17 protein-coding genes and 1 pseudogene are annotated in these 15,723 nt (G+C 62.6%); 8 read left to right on the top strand and 10 right to left on the bottom strand.

The window, feature by feature from the left end; all coding sequences use genetic code 11:
- The first annotated feature begins 427 nt into the window (after positions 1-427).
- A complete protein-coding gene (locus J8I34_RS31240) occupies positions 428-1,603 on the top strand; it encodes a sensor histidine kinase (RefSeq protein ID WP_209808076.1) in 1,176 nt (391 codons plus the stop codon).
- Between the two features lie 485 nt (positions 1,604-2,088).
- Here J8I34_RS31240 and J8I34_RS35010 read toward each other — a convergent pair.
- Positions 2,089-2,272 (bottom strand): annotated as a pseudogene (locus J8I34_RS35010) (acyl-CoA dehydrogenase family protein); the annotation flags it as partial.
- A 124-nt stretch (positions 2,273-2,396) separates the two neighbouring features.
- Between J8I34_RS35010 and J8I34_RS35770 the strand changes: the two are divergent.
- Positions 2,397-2,501: a hypothetical protein gene (locus tag J8I34_RS35770; RefSeq protein ID WP_500784445.1), complete on the top strand. Its 105-nt coding sequence runs from the start codon at positions 2,397-2,399 to the stop codon at positions 2,499-2,501.
- A gap of 329 nt (positions 2,502-2,830) precedes the next feature.
- Positions 2,831-3,745 carry a hypothetical protein gene (locus J8I34_RS31230; protein ID WP_209808074.1) on the top strand — a complete coding sequence of 305 codons (915 nt, stop codon included), beginning with the start codon at positions 2,831-2,833 and terminating at the stop codon, positions 3,743-3,745.
- Between the two features lie 223 nt (positions 3,746-3,968).
- Here J8I34_RS31230 and J8I34_RS31225 read toward each other — a convergent pair whose 3' ends face one another.
- The 8 genes from J8I34_RS31225 to J8I34_RS31190 are packed head-to-tail and all read right to left on the bottom strand — an operon-like array spanning position 3,969 to position 10,470.
- On the bottom strand, positions 3,969-4,289 hold the full coding sequence (locus J8I34_RS31225) for a Rieske (2Fe-2S) protein (protein WP_029049535.1): 321 nt from the start codon (positions 4,287-4,289) through the stop codon (positions 3,969-3,971).
- A 1-nt stretch (position 4,290) separates the two neighbouring features.
- Positions 4,291-4,659 carry an SUF system Fe-S cluster assembly protein gene (locus J8I34_RS31220; protein ID WP_209808072.1) on the bottom strand — a complete coding sequence of 123 codons (369 nt, stop codon included), beginning with the start codon at positions 4,657-4,659 and terminating at the stop codon, positions 4,291-4,293.
- A 4-nt stretch (positions 4,660-4,663) separates the two neighbouring features.
- Entirely contained in the window at positions 4,664-5,110 is a 447-nt protein-coding gene (gene sufU, locus J8I34_RS31215) for a Fe-S cluster assembly sulfur transfer protein SufU (RefSeq protein WP_209776078.1), read from the bottom strand.
- The gene (locus tag J8I34_RS31210; protein ID WP_305826463.1) at positions 5,110-6,378 is read right to left on the bottom strand and encodes a cysteine desulfurase; all 1,269 of its coding nucleotides are present in this window, start codon (positions 6,376-6,378) and stop codon (positions 5,110-5,112) included. Before J8I34_RS31210 ends, sufU begins: the two co-directional genes overlap by 1 nt.
- The gene (gene sufD, locus J8I34_RS31205) at positions 6,375-7,706 is read right to left on the bottom strand and encodes a Fe-S cluster assembly protein SufD (protein ID WP_209808070.1); all 1,332 of its coding nucleotides are present in this window, start codon (positions 7,704-7,706) and stop codon (positions 6,375-6,377) included. Before sufD ends, J8I34_RS31210 begins: the two co-directional genes overlap by 4 nt.
- The gene (sufC, locus tag J8I34_RS31200; RefSeq protein WP_209808068.1) at positions 7,703-8,473 is read right to left on the bottom strand and encodes a Fe-S cluster assembly ATPase SufC; all 771 of its coding nucleotides are present in this window, start codon (positions 8,471-8,473) and stop codon (positions 7,703-7,705) included. Before sufC ends, sufD begins: the two co-directional genes overlap by 4 nt.
- Positions 8,474-8,519: 46 nt before the next feature.
- Positions 8,520-9,968, bottom strand: coding sequence for a Fe-S cluster assembly protein SufB (gene sufB, locus J8I34_RS31195; protein ID WP_209808065.1), 1,449 nt, complete (start codon positions 9,966-9,968; stop codon positions 8,520-8,522).
- Between the two features lie 34 nt (positions 9,969-10,002).
- Positions 10,003-10,470 carry an SUF system Fe-S cluster assembly regulator gene (locus J8I34_RS31190; protein ID WP_209776118.1) on the bottom strand — a complete coding sequence of 156 codons (468 nt, stop codon included), beginning with the start codon at positions 10,468-10,470 and terminating at the stop codon, positions 10,003-10,005.
- A gap of 294 nt (positions 10,471-10,764) precedes the next feature.
- Here J8I34_RS31190 and J8I34_RS31185 point away from each other — a divergent pair, with 294 nt between their 5' ends.
- Positions 10,765-11,475, top strand: coding sequence for an SDR family oxidoreductase (locus J8I34_RS31185; protein ID WP_209776082.1), 711 nt, complete (start codon positions 10,765-10,767; stop codon positions 11,473-11,475).
- Between the two features lie 29 nt (positions 11,476-11,504).
- Here J8I34_RS31185 and J8I34_RS31180 read toward each other — a convergent pair whose 3' ends face one another.
- Positions 11,505-11,948: a host attachment protein gene (locus tag J8I34_RS31180; RefSeq protein WP_209808080.1), complete on the bottom strand. Its 444-nt coding sequence runs from the start codon at positions 11,946-11,948 to the stop codon at positions 11,505-11,507.
- A gap of 202 nt (positions 11,949-12,150) precedes the next feature.
- Here J8I34_RS31180 and J8I34_RS31175 point away from each other — a divergent pair, with 202 nt between their 5' ends.
- The 4 genes from J8I34_RS31175 to J8I34_RS35320 all read left to right on the top strand — a co-directional run bounded on the left by J8I34_RS31175 (position 12,151) and on the right by J8I34_RS35320 (position 15,650).
- Positions 12,151-12,399 (top strand): response regulator transcription factor, encoded by a 249-nt coding sequence (locus tag J8I34_RS31175; protein ID WP_209808064.1) that lies wholly within the window; start codon positions 12,151-12,153, stop codon positions 12,397-12,399.
- A gap of 560 nt (positions 12,400-12,959) precedes the next feature.
- Positions 12,960-13,358 (top strand): patatin-like phospholipase family protein, encoded by a 399-nt coding sequence (locus tag J8I34_RS35580; RefSeq protein WP_209776089.1) that lies wholly within the window; start codon positions 12,960-12,962, stop codon positions 13,356-13,358.
- 20 nt (positions 13,359-13,378) lie between these two features.
- A complete protein-coding gene (locus J8I34_RS31165; RefSeq protein ID WP_209808078.1) occupies positions 13,379-15,388 on the top strand; it encodes an acyl CoA:acetate/3-ketoacid CoA transferase in 2,010 nt (669 codons plus the stop codon).
- A 169-nt stretch (positions 15,389-15,557) separates the two neighbouring features.
- Entirely contained in the window at positions 15,558-15,650 is a 93-nt protein-coding gene (locus tag J8I34_RS35320) for an IS1096 element passenger TnpR family protein (protein WP_209776090.1), read from the top strand.
- Positions 15,651-15,723 lie beyond the last annotated feature (73 nt).

The following is a 15,723-nucleotide window of genomic DNA, read 5'->3' as shown; positions in this document are numbered from 1 at the left end:
TCTCATCCTGTGAAATCAATGCGTGCTGAGCACGCCGTGGCCTTCGGCTACGGCAGGTTGTTCAGACCATCCTTAGCATTGAGGCATGCTGCGGCCTGGTTATTTCTCCCACTTCCTGAGCTTCGAGCAACTCTTTGAGCTGGTATTGCGCCAAGCCCCAATTCCACCATTGGCTGCCCAATAGATCGTCCGTATGGAGAGTGCGTTGTTCTGGTAGCGAAAGCGTGCGGCAGCGAGATAGTTGTTGTTCACATTATCGATAACGACTACCTGAGGTGAGAGAACGGACATCCGACCTTGTTGCCGGGATTGGCCGTTGGTAGTTCAACGCCGCTTTCGCCGCGATGACCGCCCCTGTCCCGGTTTGCGCGTAACATGACTTCATAGGTACAGGCATCCGATCCGGATTTCGTTTGCAGGAGCAGACATGCGACTAGCCGACTTCATCTTGCGGAACCTTGAGCCAATCCTGGAGCAATGGGAAGCGTTTGCAGCATCTCTTCTGCCGGCTGCACGGAACATGGATTCGCGTGCTTTGCGCGACGACGCCCAGCAGATTCTGGAGGCTGTGGCCAAGGATCTATCGACTCCACAGACGAGGGAAGAGCAACGCGAGAAATCACTGGGGCACGCGCCCAAGCTGATCGACGCGCCAGAGACGGCCGCGCAGACACATGCACTTTTGCGGGCGCGAGGCGGCTTCAACATCATCCAACTGGCCGCTGAGTATCGAGCACTTCGCGCTAGTGTCCTGCGTTTGTGGATAGACGAAGGCCAGCCAGATGCCACGCATCTCGATGACATCACCCGGTTCAACGAGGCAATCGATCAAGCACTGGCGGAATCAATAGGTTTTTTCAGTCAGCAGGTGGAACAGGCTCGCAACCTGTTGCTCGGAATGCTCGGACATGACATGCGCAGTCCCCTGCACACCATTCAGATGACCGCGTCATACCTTGCGGCCCTGAATGCCGGGGAAGAGGTTTCGGATGCTGCGGGCCGACTGATTAGAAGTGGTGCCCGGATGCAGACGCTTCTGGATGACCTGTGCGATTTCAACCGAACCAAGCTGGGGTTGGGTATCAACATCGTTCGCAGGGACGTCGACCTGACTGAAGTGTTTGCCGATGTAGTGGACCAGCTGCGCGCAGCCCATCCACGCCACCAGATCGATCTGGACATAAAGGGCAACCTGCAGGGGTTCTGGGATGGTCAGCGTCTGCAGCAACTGCTCGGCAATCTTGTGCTTAACGCCATCAAACATGGAGCACCGGATGCGCCTGTACGCGTGGTGATGACCGCGACTGATGCAGAAGTTCGTTTCGAAGTCAGGAACAGCGGCCCCGCCATTGACCCGCAGACGCTGGAGCGCATCTTTGACCCGCTCCAGCGTGGTCCGGGTCGGGCGGACAAGGACACCGGCCAGGTTGGCCTTGGGCTTGGTCTGTACATCGCGAGCGAAATTGCCAAGGCCCATGGAGGCGCTATCGAGGCGCGGTCCGATCACACAGAGACCGCATTCGCCGTTCGCCTGCCGCGTGGCTTGCCGCACCGCCCTGCCCCTCCGATGAAGAAGACTTCTCGCCGGCGACCAGGTCGGTGATACCACCGACCGTTCCGCGACACATACCCGGCATGATGACTCGCGACCTGCCGCGGAAGACCCTCCAGAGGAGACTGCCGAATTTCTGGTTGAGGGACAAGCAACTGCGCTTCCACCTGCTGCTGTCGATTCACAAGTCTCGCTGAACCTGCCGCCTGGTGCCCGTGGCAGTTGCCGATCGCTGTGGGAGCAATTCAACGGCCCAGCCGTGGGTGACGTTGGTTGAGTTCAGGAGGGTTCAGGCATGAGCATCAACCCATGCCCTCGCCCAGACGAGACCTTCCGCGACTGCCCGCTGGAAGCTCGGGTAAAAGCCAATCGGATCGGAGGTCTCTAGCACTTGGGTCCCCTTCTCTACGGCCCCCGAAGCTTCGAACGAGCCGTCCCCCATGGGCTTCGCAAAGCCTCGAATGGTGTATCCGCCGTAGGTCTCTGTTGCCATAGTCGCCCCCGTCCGTTTTGTAAGATCGTAGCATGACGGAACAACATCGAGCGTGCCAGTTCAAGCTCAGCAGCCATGTCTGCCACGCGGTGCTGCAGTGCCTGGAACGAGCCGATGGAAACGCCGAACTGCTTGCGAACCTTCAGGTACTCGGAAGTCATCTCCACTGCCCTCTCCATCGCGCCGACCAGTTCCGCGCACAGTGCGGCCGTGCCGTGCGCGAGGCCTCGAGTAAAAATCGCAATCCGTTGCGCCAATCAGTACGGCGAAGACAAGCTCGTCGGCGAAGCCGTCGTAGCGCTGGCCTAAAAACATCGCAGGACCCAGGGGCGGAAGGCGCTTCGCTCCACCATGCGGCGCGCACTCGATCTCACGGTCGAATACGTGAAGGAGCGCAAAGCCTTCGGCAAGGAACTCTCATCGGCCGGAAGAATTGCTGGTAGGAACCACCTTTAGGCCATCGATGCGGCAAGTGAAATGATGGCGGTATCAGGCCGGTGAGCAGCACACGCTTCCCCAAGGTGAATGGCAAACTGGCTGGTGCCCGGCGCCAGTCTTCTCTCCGGTCTAGAATTGCTGATGAGACATCATCACACACCTGTCCGATCGGACATGATGATGGGTAGTCAACAGGTGGCCAAACGTAGCAGCCAGGGGGTTTGCGATCTCGGCGGGCACCGTATGGTTGGCAGGGTGGCTGGCGCATCAGTATGCGGGCATGGAAGGCTGGTTTTCTGATGAGCCGCGGGCATGTGTATTGGCGATGGATGAGTGAGGGCGAAGCCATGAAAGCATTCCAGACTGCAGCTCAGCTCAGCGCAGCGGAAGGCAGGTATCAACGCTTGACGACCGGCGCTACCAGGTCTCTCATTGCTTTTTTCTTCACGGCGGCAGCCGGATTGGCGCAAGCCGCCCTACCCGATTCGCCTGCTCCGCCCGATAGCGATGGCTGGCGATTTGCCATTGCGCCTTACCTCTGGCTGCCTAACGTCAGCGGAGACTTTCGCTTTTCCGGATCGTCATCGGCCGGCGGCGGAAATCTCGACATTGGCACGGGGCCGGACAGCTATCTTCAGAACCTACAGTTCCTGCTGATGCTGCAGGCTGAGGCCAGAAAGGGCAACTGGTCGATCTTCGGAGATGCGATCTACCTCGACTTCAATCGCCAGGACACCACGCTCAAGTCGGTGACGGCGGGCAATGGCACACGAGTCGTCGTGCCCCGGGACGTAGCGACCGATGTGGGCAGCAGTATGACCGGTGGGATGCTCCAGCTTGCCGCAGGCTACACGGCGTTACGCGCGCCGTGGGGCAATATCGAGCCGTTCGGAGGCCTGCGCTATCTGAACCTGAGCGCGAGCGCGCATTGGACGCTATCCGCGACGTTCACGCAGCAAGGCGCGACGCTGGCGCAGCAAGGCAATGTCTCGCAAACGGAAAACCTCGTGGACGCAATCATCGGTGTGCGCGGACGCTTCAACTTGAGCAGGAATGGCAGATGGTACGTGCCTTACTACGTCGATGTCGGAAGCGGATCCTCCAGCTACACGCTACAAGTGTCCGCGGGGGCGGCGTATGCGGCCAAATGGGGCGATATCCAGTTGTCCTATCGCTACGTGACCTATGAAGTAAATGGCGGCGAGCTGATACAACGGCTCACCTTTAAGGGGCCCATGCTAGGGATGGTGTTTCGGTTCTGATTGTTTCGCTGGGATTGGGATCAGTTGCACGGCAACCGCGAAGCCAAGGCGCACACCATGTGCTGGATCAAAAGCCCGGCGTGGGATATCGTTTGGGTACTGAATGCACTGTGGCTCGCGTCGTGGCATCCCCGCCCCCCAGCGCGCGAGAGCAGGCATCGGACAACCCTTAACATTCTCGGCCATGTGACAACCAAGTCGAATGGCCAGAGGGTGTGGCCAGTTAATCCCAGCGCTCGTCCCTGACCTGTACCGTGCCGGCCTCCACCCGAATCGGAAAGGTCGCCACCGGCTCGTAGGCGGGCGGGGACAGCGCCTCGCCCGTCAGCAGGGAAAAGTGCGAGCCGTGGCGCGGGCAGACGACTTCCTGGCCTTCCACGTCACCGCCGCAAAGCGGCTCGGCCTCGTGCGAGCAGAGGTCCTCGATGGCGTAATAATTGCCACCCACATTGAATACCGCGACCTGTACGCCATCGACATCGACGCTGCGGCAAGTGCCGGGCGCGAAGTCGTCGGCCCGGGCGACATTGATCCACTCGCTCATCTCAGAGCAGCCCCAGTTCCAGGCGCGCCGCCTCGCTCATTCGTTCTCTCGACCAGGGCGGGTCCCACACCAGTTCAACCTCGACTTCGTGCACCCCGCTGGCTTCCATGACGGCGTCCTCCACCACACTGGGGAAGGTCTGCGCCACCGGGCAGCCCGGTGCGGTCAGCGTCATGCGGATGCCCACCTTGCCGCTGGATTCGTCCACCGATAACTGATAGATCAGGCCAAGGTCGTAGATATTGACCGGGATTTCGGGGTCGTATACGGTGCGTAAGGCCGCTATCACCCGCCCCTCCAGGCTGTCCGGCTCAGGCTCGAACCTGTCTTCGTGTTCCTCGGCCTTGCGCAGCCAATCGATAATGCTCATCGCTTTACTCCGTTGAGACCGGCCTGCCGCTGTTCTCCAAAGCGGCTTGCATGGTATGCCAGGCCAGGGTTGCGCACTTCACGCGCGCCGGGAACTCGCGCACCCCGGCCAGGACCTCCAGCTTGCCCATCGGCACGCCTGCCCGCTCCGGCACTGCGGTCACCAGCGCGTGAAAGTCCGAGAACAAGGCCCGCGCCTGTGCCTCGGTCTTGCCCTTGAGCGTTTCTGTCATCAGCGAGGCTGAGGCGGTGAAGATGGCGCAGCCCGAGCCCTCGAAGCTGGCATCCTCGATCACCCCGTCGCGGATTCTCAGGTACAACGTCAGCCGGTCGCCGCACAGTGGGTTGAAGCCCTCGGCGCTGCGGTTCGCCGCCGCCAGCCGCCCGAAATTGCGCGGCGAGCGACTGTGGTCGACGACCACTTCCTGGTAGAGGTTGCGCAGGTCAGACATCAGGCGAATACCTCCTGTGCCGCGCGCACGGCAGCAAACAGGGCATCGACTTCTTCACGCGTGTTGTACAGCGCAAAGGAAGCGCGCACCGTGGCAGGCACGTCGAAACGCTCCATCACCGGCATGGCGCAATGGTGGCCGGCGCGGACCGCCACGCCGTGCTGATCGAGGATGGTGCCGACATCGTGCGGATGGATGCCGTCCAGGGTGAACGAGAGGATGCTCGCCTTGTCGGCAGCCGTGCCGATCACGCGCAGGCCGGCGACCTGCGCTGCCTTCGCGCTGGCGTAGGCGAGCAGCGCATGCTCGTGGGCGGCGATGGCCTCCAGGCCGAGCGCGCTCACATACCCGATGGCGGCGCCAAGCGCGATGACGCCGGCGATATTGGGGGTGCCGGCCTCGAACTTGTAGGGAAGCGCGTTATACGTGGTCTTGCGGAACGTGACCTCGCGAATCATGTCCCCGCCGCCCTGGTAAGGCGGCATGGCATCGAGCAGCGCAGCCTTGCCGTAGAGCACGCCGATGCCGGTGGGGCCGTAGAGCTTGTGGCCGGAGAAGGCGTAGAAATCGCAATCGAGGGCCTGTACGTCGACCTTGAGGTGCGGCACCGCCTGGGCGCCGTCGATCAGCACCGGGATGTCCCGGGCATGTGCCAGCTCGATGATGTGTCGCACCGGATTGACCGTGCCGAGCGCGTTGGAGAGGTGCGTCAGCGCGACCAGCCTGGTGCGCGGGCTGAGCAATCGTGTGAACTGTTCCAGCATCAGCTCGCCGGCATCGTTGATCGGCGCCACCTGCAGCAAGGCGCCGGTGCGCTGGCACGCCAGTTGCCACGGCACGATATTGGAGTGGTGCTCCATCGCGCTGATCAGGATCTCGTCGCCCGGGCGCAGGCGCTGGCCGAAGCTCGCCGCCACCAGGTTGATTGCCTCGGTGGTGCCGCGCACGAACACGATTTCCTCGCGCGTGGCCGCGTTGATCAGGTCGCGCACCGCGTCACGCACGGCCTCGTAGGCATCGGTGGCACGCTGGCTCAGGGTGTGCACGCCGCGGTGGACATTGGCGTTGAGCGCGCTGTAGTAACGCGCCTCGCAATGGATCACGCTTTGCGGCTTCTGGGTGGTGGCGGCGTTGTCCAGATAGACCAGCGGATTGCCGTTGACGGTCTGGCGCAGGATGGGGAAATCCTGCCGCAGCCGCTCTACCTCCAGGCTGGCGGCCGGTACCGCACGCCCCACGGCCAGCGGTTCATGCACTGCCGTGTTCATGGCAGCTCCTTCACAGGCTCGGGCAGCCGGCCGCGCAAGAGAGTATCCAGCCGCGTGCGCAGTGGGGCGGGACCGAGCCGCTTGACGACCTCCTCGGCGAAGGCAAAGGTCAGCAGGGCACGCGCCGCGCCCTCGTCCATCCCGCGCGAGCGCAGGTAGTAGATCTGCTCGGCATCGAGCTGGCCTACGGTGGCGCCGTGGCTGCATTTGACGTCGTCGGCATAGATCTCCAGTTGCGGCTTGGTGTCGACCTCGGCGTGGTCGGACAGCAGCAGGTTGCGGTTGGACTGGTCGGCATCGCTGTGCTGGGCATCGGCATGCACCACCACCTTGCCGTTGAAGACGGCGCGCGAGGCGCCCGCCAGCACGCCTTTATACAGCTCGCGACTCTTGCTGTGCGGGCTGGCGTGGTCGATGCGGGTGTGGTGATCGATATGCTGCCGCCCGGCGGTCATATACAGGCCGTCCAGCGAACACTCGGTCTGCTCGGCATTGAGCCCGACTTCAATGTCGACCCGCGCCAGGGCGCTGCCCAGGGCAAAGGAACTGGAGGCGAAGTGGCTACCCTGCCGCTGGTCCAGGTTCACGCCGGCGATATGGAAGGCCTTGAGGCTCTCCTGCTGCAGCTTGTGATGTTCGACCTGCGCATCACGCTCGGCAACGATATCGGTGATGGTATTGGTGCAATAGGCCAGGCCGTCCAGGCCAGCGTGGTGCTCCACGATGCAGACTCGGCTGCCGGCTTGCGCTACCACGAGGTTGCGCGCATGGGTTGCCAGCTCGCCGGCGGTGGCGAGGAACAGCAAGTGGATCGGTTGTTCGGGGACGGTGCCCGCTGCCACGCGGATATAGGCACCGTCGGTCATGAACGCCAGGTTCAAGGCGGCAAAGCCGGACGGGTAGTCGCTTGCGCGGCGCAGGAGCAGAGCCTCCAGGCAGTCCGGTGCATGCTCCAGCGTGGTGGCGAGGCTGGCGAGCACCATGCCCGCAGGCAGGGCACCGAGGCGCGACCACTGCGGCTGGTGCGCGCCATTGACGAATACCAGCAGGTGCGCGCCGGCCAGCGCGAGTGCCTCGATCTGCGCTGCCAGCGCGGCGTCCTGGCCGTCGCTGGCCTGCGGCAGTGCCACGGCAAAGCGGCTTTTCTCGAGTGGGGCCACGCTGGTGTATTTCCAGTCCTCCTGGCGCAGCGTGGGGAATCCGGCCTGGGCGAAATGATCCAGCGCCTGGCGGCGGGCGTGCGCAAGCCAGCCCACGCGGCGGCCCGGCAATCCGGCCTCCACGCGGTTGAACTCGGCGAGATAGTGTTCCAGTCCGCTTGCGCTCATGCTGAAGACTCCATCCCGGTAACGGCCTGCGCCTCCATCCCGGCATAGCCGTGCCGCTCCAGTTCGCGCGCCAGCTCGGGCCCGCCCGACCTGGTGATGCGGCCTTGCGCAAGCACGTGCACCTGATCCGGCACGATGTAATCGAGCAGGCGCTGGTAGTGCGTGACCAGCACAATGGCACGTTGCGGGCTGCGCATGGCTTCTATGCCCCTGGCGACAATCTTGAGCGCATCGATGTCGAGGCCGGAGTCGGTTTCATCGAGAATGGCGAGCCGGGGTTCCAGCACCGCCATCTGCAGGATCTCGTTGCGCTTCTTCTCGCCGCCCGAAAAGCCCTCGTTTACCGAGCGGTAAAGCAGGTCCTGGTCCATCTCCATGAGCCGGAGCTTGTCCTTGACCAGGGCGAGGAAATCCATCGCGTCCAGCTCTGGCTCGCCGCGGTGCTTGCGGATCGCGTTGAGCCCTGCTTTGAGCAGGTAGATATTAGAGACGCCGGGGATTTCCACCGGATACTGGAAGGCGAGGAAGATGCCCGCGCGCGCGCGCTCTTCCGGCGGCATGCCGAGCAGGTTCGTGCCATCGTAGAAGACTTCGCCGGCAGTCACGGTGAAGCGGTCGCGGCCGGCCAGCACATGGGCCAGGGTGCTCTTGCCCGACCCGTTGGGGCCCATGATGGCGTGCACCTCCCCGGCCTCCACGCTGAGATCAATGCCGTGCAGGATGGGTTTGCCGTCTGCGCTGACGTGCAGCTTGCGAATCTCAAGCATGGCTGGCCTCTTTCTCCAACGCAGCGCCGATGCGTGCGCGCTACCGTTATCCGATACTGCCTTCCAGGCTTACGCCCAGCAGCTTCTGGGCTTCCACCGCGAATTCCATTGGCAGCTCCTTGAACACTTCCTTGCAAAAGCCGTTCACGATCATCGATACCGCATCCTCTGCGCTGATGCCGCGGCTCTGGCAATAGAACAACTGGTCCTCGCCGATGCGCGAGGTGGAGGCCTCGTGCTCGACCTGGGCGGTGGCGTTCTTGACCTCGATATACGGGAAGGTGTGGGCGGCGCATTTGTCGCCCAGGAGCAGCGAATCGCACTGCGAGTAGTTGCGCGCGCCGATCGCGCTCTTGGCCACTTTCACCAGCCCGCGGTAGGCATTCTGGCCGTGGCCGGCCGAAATGCCCTTGGAGAGGATGGTGCTCCTGGTGTTCCTGCCGAGGTGAGTCATCTTGGTACCGGTATCGGCCTGCTGGTAGTGGTTCGTCAGCGCGACCGAATAGAACTCGCCGACCGAGTCGTCGCCCTGCAGGATCACGCTTGGATACTTCCAGGTGATGGCCGAGCCGGTCTCAACCTGGGTCCACGAAATCCTGGAGCGCGCGCCGCGGCAGTCGCCGCGCTTGGTGACAAAGTTATAGATGCCGCCCTTGCCTTCCTTGTCGCCCGGATACCAGTTCTGGACGGTCGAGTATTTGATCTGTGCGCCTTCCAGTGCGATCAGCTCCACCACCGCGGCGTGCAGCTGGTTCTCGTCACGCATCGGCGCAGTGCAGCCTTCCAGATAGCTGACGTAAGCGCCTTCGTCGGCGATGATCAGGGTGCGCTCGAACTGGCCGGTGTTTCGGGCATTGATGCGGAAGTAGGTGGACAGCTCCATCGGGCAGCGTACCCCGGGCGGGATATAGCAGAACGAGCCGTCGCTGAATACGGCCGAGTTGAGCGTGGCGAAGTAGTTGTCGGTGTAGGGCACGACCGTGCCAAGGTACCGCCGAACCAGCTCGGGATGCTCCCGCACCGCTTCGGAAAACGAACAAAAGAGGATGCCGAGTTCGCCCAGCTTCTGCTTGAAGGTGGTGGCCACCGAGACGCTGTCGAATACCGCGTCCACGGCGACGCCTGCCAGCAGCTCACGCTCGTGCAGCGGCACACCCAGCTTTTCATAGGTGCGCAGTAACTCGGGATCGACCTCGTCCAGCGTCTTCGGCCCGGCTTTCTGTGAGCGTGGCGCTGCATAGTAGGCGATCGCCTGGTAGTCGATAGGCGGGTGCTTGACCGTCGCCCAGTGCGGCTCGGACATCGTCAGCCAGTGGCGGTAGGCCTTGAGGCGCCACTCGCGCATGAATTCCGGCTCCTCCTTGATGGCCGAAATCATGCGGATCACGTCCTCGTTCAGCCCGCACGGCACCGTGTCCGTCTCCACGGGCGTGTAGAAGCCATGCTTATAGCCCTGGCTGATCAGTTCGTCGAGTTTGCGTGCCGGCGTTGCCATGTTCTGCCCTCGCTTGCCACTGTCATCTCAATCACTAAATGTCAGCTTGCGGTCCGTGTGCGTGTCGGGCGTGCAAGGCGCCAATATCCACCGGGTGCAACACCGGTTGTGCCATATCTGCCAGCGTCACATCGTTAAGCGCCATGAAGATCACTCTGTTGATCGATTGCCAGTTGGCGCGGATGGCGCACAGACCTTCCTGCGCACACAGGCCGGCTGCGACGCTGCACTCGGTCATGCCGGCCGGGCCTTCCATGGCATCAATCACCTGTGCGATCGAGATCTGTTCCGGCGGTCGTGCCAGCAGATAGCCGCCATTGGCACCGCGCAACGACTGCAGCAAGTGGCGCTTTGCCAGCGTCTTCAGAATCTTGCTCGCCGTCGGCACCGTCACGCCGATCGCGGCGGCGACCTCGGCGGCACTGTAAATTCGGCCAGAATTTCGCGCCAGGTGCGTCATGATCACCGTGCCGTAGTCGGTCAGTTTGCTGAGTCTGAGCATCGCCGCCACCAGTATTTGCAAATTAGAACCAAACTGGTCCTCATTTGTTCCGGCATCCCTGTTTCGTGTCAGGCAACGATAGGGAGGAATCCGCTACCACCAGGCCGCCGTCGGAGGTGTATAGAAGAGTAGCTGCACCCTTGAGGGACATGCGAACGCCGAGACTCTTCGGGGGGAGCCTCTGGAACGCGTTCATCACGTCCCGCTAACAACGTGCGCGGGCGTGCGATGTGGGCAAGCCTCTACACCGCAAGAGCAGGCCCCGGCTCACTCCAGCGGCAAGGAGACGCAGGCATGGTCAACCAACCTATTACCGTCATCACTGGCGCGAGTCGCGGCCTGGGCCGCGCAGCCGCGCGCCGGCTGGCCACTGTGGAAGGCCATCTGGTCGTCGCCACCGCGCGCAAGCCGGCGGACCTCGAGGTGCTGGAGACAGAGCTCCGGCTTGCGGGTCATGCGATCGCTTGTCACCCCCTTGACGTCACGGAAGACAGCTCGGCAGCTGCGCTGGCCAACTGGCTGACCGAACGCTTCGGCCGCGTGGACGTGCTGATCAACAACGCGGGTGTTTCGCTCGACCACTTTGACACCAGCCTGCTAGAGCTGCCGCTCGAGACCCTGCGCCGCACCCTGGAAACCAATCTTTTCGGCGTGCTGCGGACCACGCAGGCGTTGGCGCCGCTGCTGCGCGCCAACCGCGCCGGCCGGGTGGTCAACCTGGCGTCGGGCATGGGACAGCTGGCGGAGATGGGCAGCGGCGTGCCGGCCTACCGAATCTCGAAAACAGCGCTAAATGCCGTCACGCGCATCCTGGCCGCCGAGATGGCCGCTAGCGGCGTCAAGGTGAACTCGGTGTGTCCCGGCTGGTGTCGCACCGACCTGGGCGGCCCGGATGCGCCGCGATCGCCCGAAGAGGGCATCGACACCGTGATCTGGCTGGCAACGCTGCCCGACGATGGCCCCACCGGTGGCTTTTTCCGCGATCGCCAGCCGATTCCATGGTAGCCAGGCCAGAGTATCGGCGCTGGCCCGGCTCAGCGGCTGGCCAGGCGGTTCTGCACTTCGCGTGCGCCCAGCCTGGACATATCCTCGTCGATCTCCTCGAAGACCACCTTCTGCACTTCTTTACCCAGGTGCTCGCGCAGCATGCCCAGGAACTTTGGCGAGGCGGCGAGCCGCAGTTTGTCATAGCGCTGTTCGGTACGCGCCTGCTCGAGATACCGTGTCAGCATGCGGGCGAACTCGTCACGCTCCTTATCGGCCTGATCGACCCGCTTCGCCATCGAATGCATGGGCTCGCCCTTGCCGGCAAAGCGCCCTTGCGCATCGTCGCGCAGCTCGCCGTCCTTGGCCCGCCCAAGCGGATTGACAAAGTCCTGAATTTCTTCCATGTCCCTTTCCATCCCATGCGCCTGGAAGATCCGTGCATGGGTGCTATCTGCGGCTAGCGTACGCCCATGCGCTGCTGAATACGCCATAGCCATTAGAGAGTAAAGGCCGGCCGCATCGAGATTCGCCGAACTCAGGATTCCCGACAACGCGCACGCGGCCGCGTGTCAGCCTCTACAGCCAAACTGTGCACATGCTGCAGACGATCGTGCATCGTTTCGCAGCGAATCAAGATCAATGTCGCGGGTTCTGCATCCGCATGTCTTCGATACTCGGTATCTGGAGCGACTAATGTACGCCGTGCAGATCCCGTCGAAGCGCGGTGCACCTGTGCGTGGCGAACAGGAAGACCTTCTCAGCCCTCGCGAACTCCAAATTATCCGGCGTGTCGCTGACGGACACTCCAACAAAGCCTTGGCACGCTTGCTGTTTGTTTCTGAAAATACCATCGAGACCCACCTTCGCCGCATCAATGGCAAGCTGGGCACAGGCAACCGAATGCAAGCCGTGGCACGCGCGAGGGAACTTGGCCTTTTGTGAGGTCCTCGGTCACGGAGCCCGGGCCGCCCCTCTTCCTGACGACCCGTGACCGCTCCCGAGCTCTATACGGTCGCTCGCTTGGTCTTGCCGAACGGCCGAGTTGGGTCCGAGAACTGTCGTTGCGGCCGCAATCTTATCGCCCTATCGCGCCCAGGCAACGTCCGTCTTACGTTCTTTAGACCCCGCAGGATGTGGTCACTGGTAAGACGGGCTGACTAAAGTGAAAGCGATGCTAGGGCTGGTGTTCCTCTTGGCAATTGCCATCGCGTTCTCCCGTCAATACTGAAGTCTGCAGCGGCAGGCGGGAACTCCACCAGGGAATTTCGGGTTCCAGCGTACCGATTGCTGTCGCCGAACCCCGGAAAATGTGCCGGTTCGTGAACAATGCGGCGGCAGCTAGCAAGCTCGCTCACACACCGCAGTGTTTGCAAGCAACGGCAGAGCCTATCCTCGTCAAGGGTCCCTCGTTTGCATCGCCCTCGCCTCCGACCACTCGGCCACGATAACCGCGAGGAGCGCCGGGCAGGGCGCGGCTGGACCCGGCACTGGAGGGACGCGACATGTCTGACACCGGGGTAACGCGCCATGCCGGCGAGGCCAAGGGTGCCGTGAAGCTCATCACGCTTGCATTGCAGGGCGGCGGTTTCCAGGGCGCCTTTGCATGGGGCGTACTAGACCGTCTGCTCGAAGACGAACGGCTTGCCATCGAAGGCGTGAGCGCCACCAGTGCCGGCGCCATGAATGCCGCGGTACTCGCCTACGGCTTGCTTAAGGGTGGGCCGCCTGGCGCTCGCGCCTCGCTGCACAATTTCTGGCAAGACGGCAAGCTCAATGCGGACTGGGACTTTCTTTGCCACCTGCGTGACCAGGGGCGTAATGAGGCCCGGCATTGGCTGGCGCAGAACTACAGCGCAATCGGCGAAGGCTGCAGCGTCGACTTGCGCAAGGAATTCCTTTGACCAACTCGCAAGGTGAGAACATGAGCTCGCAAGCAAGCACAATTCGTCTGGCCGTCCACTCGCGCGAGAATGGCAAACTGGTCTCGGCACGCGAAGCGGTGCGCCTGATCCGCGACGGCGATACCGTGGCGACCGGCGGCTTCGTCGGCATCGGCTTCGCGGAAGAAATTGCCATCGCCATGGAGGAGCTTTGCCTTGCGCAGGAATACGAGGCGCCAGTCAGCCTGACAAAGCCCCGCAACCTGACGCTGGTCTACGCCGCAGGGCAGGGAGACGGCAAGGAACGAGGCCTGAACCATCTCGCGCTGCCAGGCCTGGTGAAGCGGGTAGTCGGTGGACACTGGGGCCTGGTGCCGAAGCTCCAGCAGCTCGCGGTAGGCAACCAGATCGAAGCCTACAACCTGCCGCAGGGCGTGATCACCCATCTGTTCCGCGATATCGCAGCCGGAAAGCCGGGCCACCTCTCGCGCGTCGGACTAGGCACCTTCGTCGATCCGCGCTTTGGCGGCGGCAAGCTGAACGAGCGCACCACTGAGGATCTGGTCGAGCTGATGCGCATCGGGAATCAGGAGTATCTGTTCTACAAGGCCTTCCCGATCCACGTCGCCATCGTGCGCGGCACCACAGCCGATCCGGACGGCAATATCACCATGGAGCGCGAAGCCCTGACGCTGGAAGCCCTGGCGATCGCCATGGCTGCGCATAATTGCGGTGGCCTGGTGATCGTCCAGGTGGAGCGCATCGCTGAACGGGGCTCGCTCAATCCGCGCCAAGTGAAGATTCCGGGCGTGCTGGTGGACTGCGTGGTGCTGGCCCGCCCCGAAAACCACCAGCAGACCTTTTCCACCCCATACAACCCGGCCTTCTCCGGCGAAGTCCGCGTGCCTGTGAGCAGCGTGGCGCCGATGCCGATGAGCGAGCGCAAGATCATCGCCCGCCGTGCGGCCATGGAACTCAAGCCGAACAGCGTGGTGAATCTCGGCATCGGCATGCCGGAAGGTGTCGCCAGCATCGCCAACGAGGAACGGATCCTCGACCTTCTGACGCTCACCGCCGAGCCAGGCGTGATCGGCGGCATCCCTGCCGGCGGGTTGAACTTCGGCGCGGCGACCAATCCGGACGCGATCATCGACCAGCCCTATCAGTTCGACTTCTACGACGGCGGCGGGCTCGATCTCGCCTTCCTCGGGCTGGCGCAGGCCGATTCCATGGGCAACCTGAACGTATCCCGGTTCGGGCCGCGCCTGGCTGGCGCCGGGGGCTTTATCAACATCAGCCAGAACGCCAAGAAGGTCGTGTTCGTCGGCACCTTCATGGCGGGCGGCAGCGAGATCGCGATTGCCGACGGAAAGCTCCAGATCCACCGCGATGGCAGCGCCAGGAAGTTCGTCCAGGAAGTGGAGCACCGCACGTTTTCCGGCCCGCACGCGGCCGCGGCCAACAAGCCGGTCCTGTATATCACCGAGCGGTGCGTATTCGAGTTGAGCGCGCAAGGCCTGGAACTCATCGAGCTTGCGCCTGGCGTCGATCTGGAACGCGATATTCTCGCCAAGATGGACTTCGCGCCGATCGTGCGCTCGCCAGCCCTGATGGATGCGCGGATCTTCAGCCCTGAGCCGATGGGACTGCGCGCGGACGTGTTGCGTCTGCCACTGGAAGCACGCGTCAACTACGACGAAGAGAAGAACATCCTGTTCCTGAATTTCGAACAGCTCGAGGTGAAGCGCCCGGAGGACATCGCGGCGATCCGCGCGCAGGTATGCCGCGTCTGCGAACCACTGGGTCATAAGGTTTATACCGTGGTCAACTACGAAGGCTTCGTTCTTGACCGCAGCGTGGAGGATGCCTATGTCGAAATGATCGAGGAAATGGTGCAGCGCTTCTATATCGGCGTGACCCGCTTCACCACAAGCGGCTTCATGCGTGCCAAGCTCGGTGACACCCTCGCCCGGCGCGGGCTTTCTCCCTATATCTATGAAACCGAGGCAGAGGCAGAGGCATTCTTGCACGATCAACCGGAAAGCCACTGATGCGCACAAAGCAGGAGATGCGAAGAGCAGCAGCGGGCCGTAACAGATTTTCCTCGGTCGCCGTCAGGCAATGCCATGGTTCACCGACTGCGCAACCTGAAGAACTTATCGCGGCGTAAGCCGCTGGGGCAGCTATCCCAGAGAGTCGCATCAAAATCAAAGGGATACCTTGACGCTCGGGCAATCGCACCATTTCATCCAGGTAGTCATGGGATGGACCGACGAACATCTGCACACGTTCAGCATTCGTGGCAGGCGTTAGCAGGCTGCTGAAATACCGGCAGTGGACGTCAGCGCGACGACTTGCTGAATCGTTAATCTGAGGACTCCTTACA

The sequence above is a fragment of the Cupriavidus phytohabitans genome (assembly GCF_017815025.1).
GTDB lineage: Bacteria > Pseudomonadota > Gammaproteobacteria > Burkholderiales > Burkholderiaceae > Cupriavidus.
Note: the sequence above shows the minus strand (reverse complement) of the source record. Positions and strands in the feature narration are given on the sequence as shown.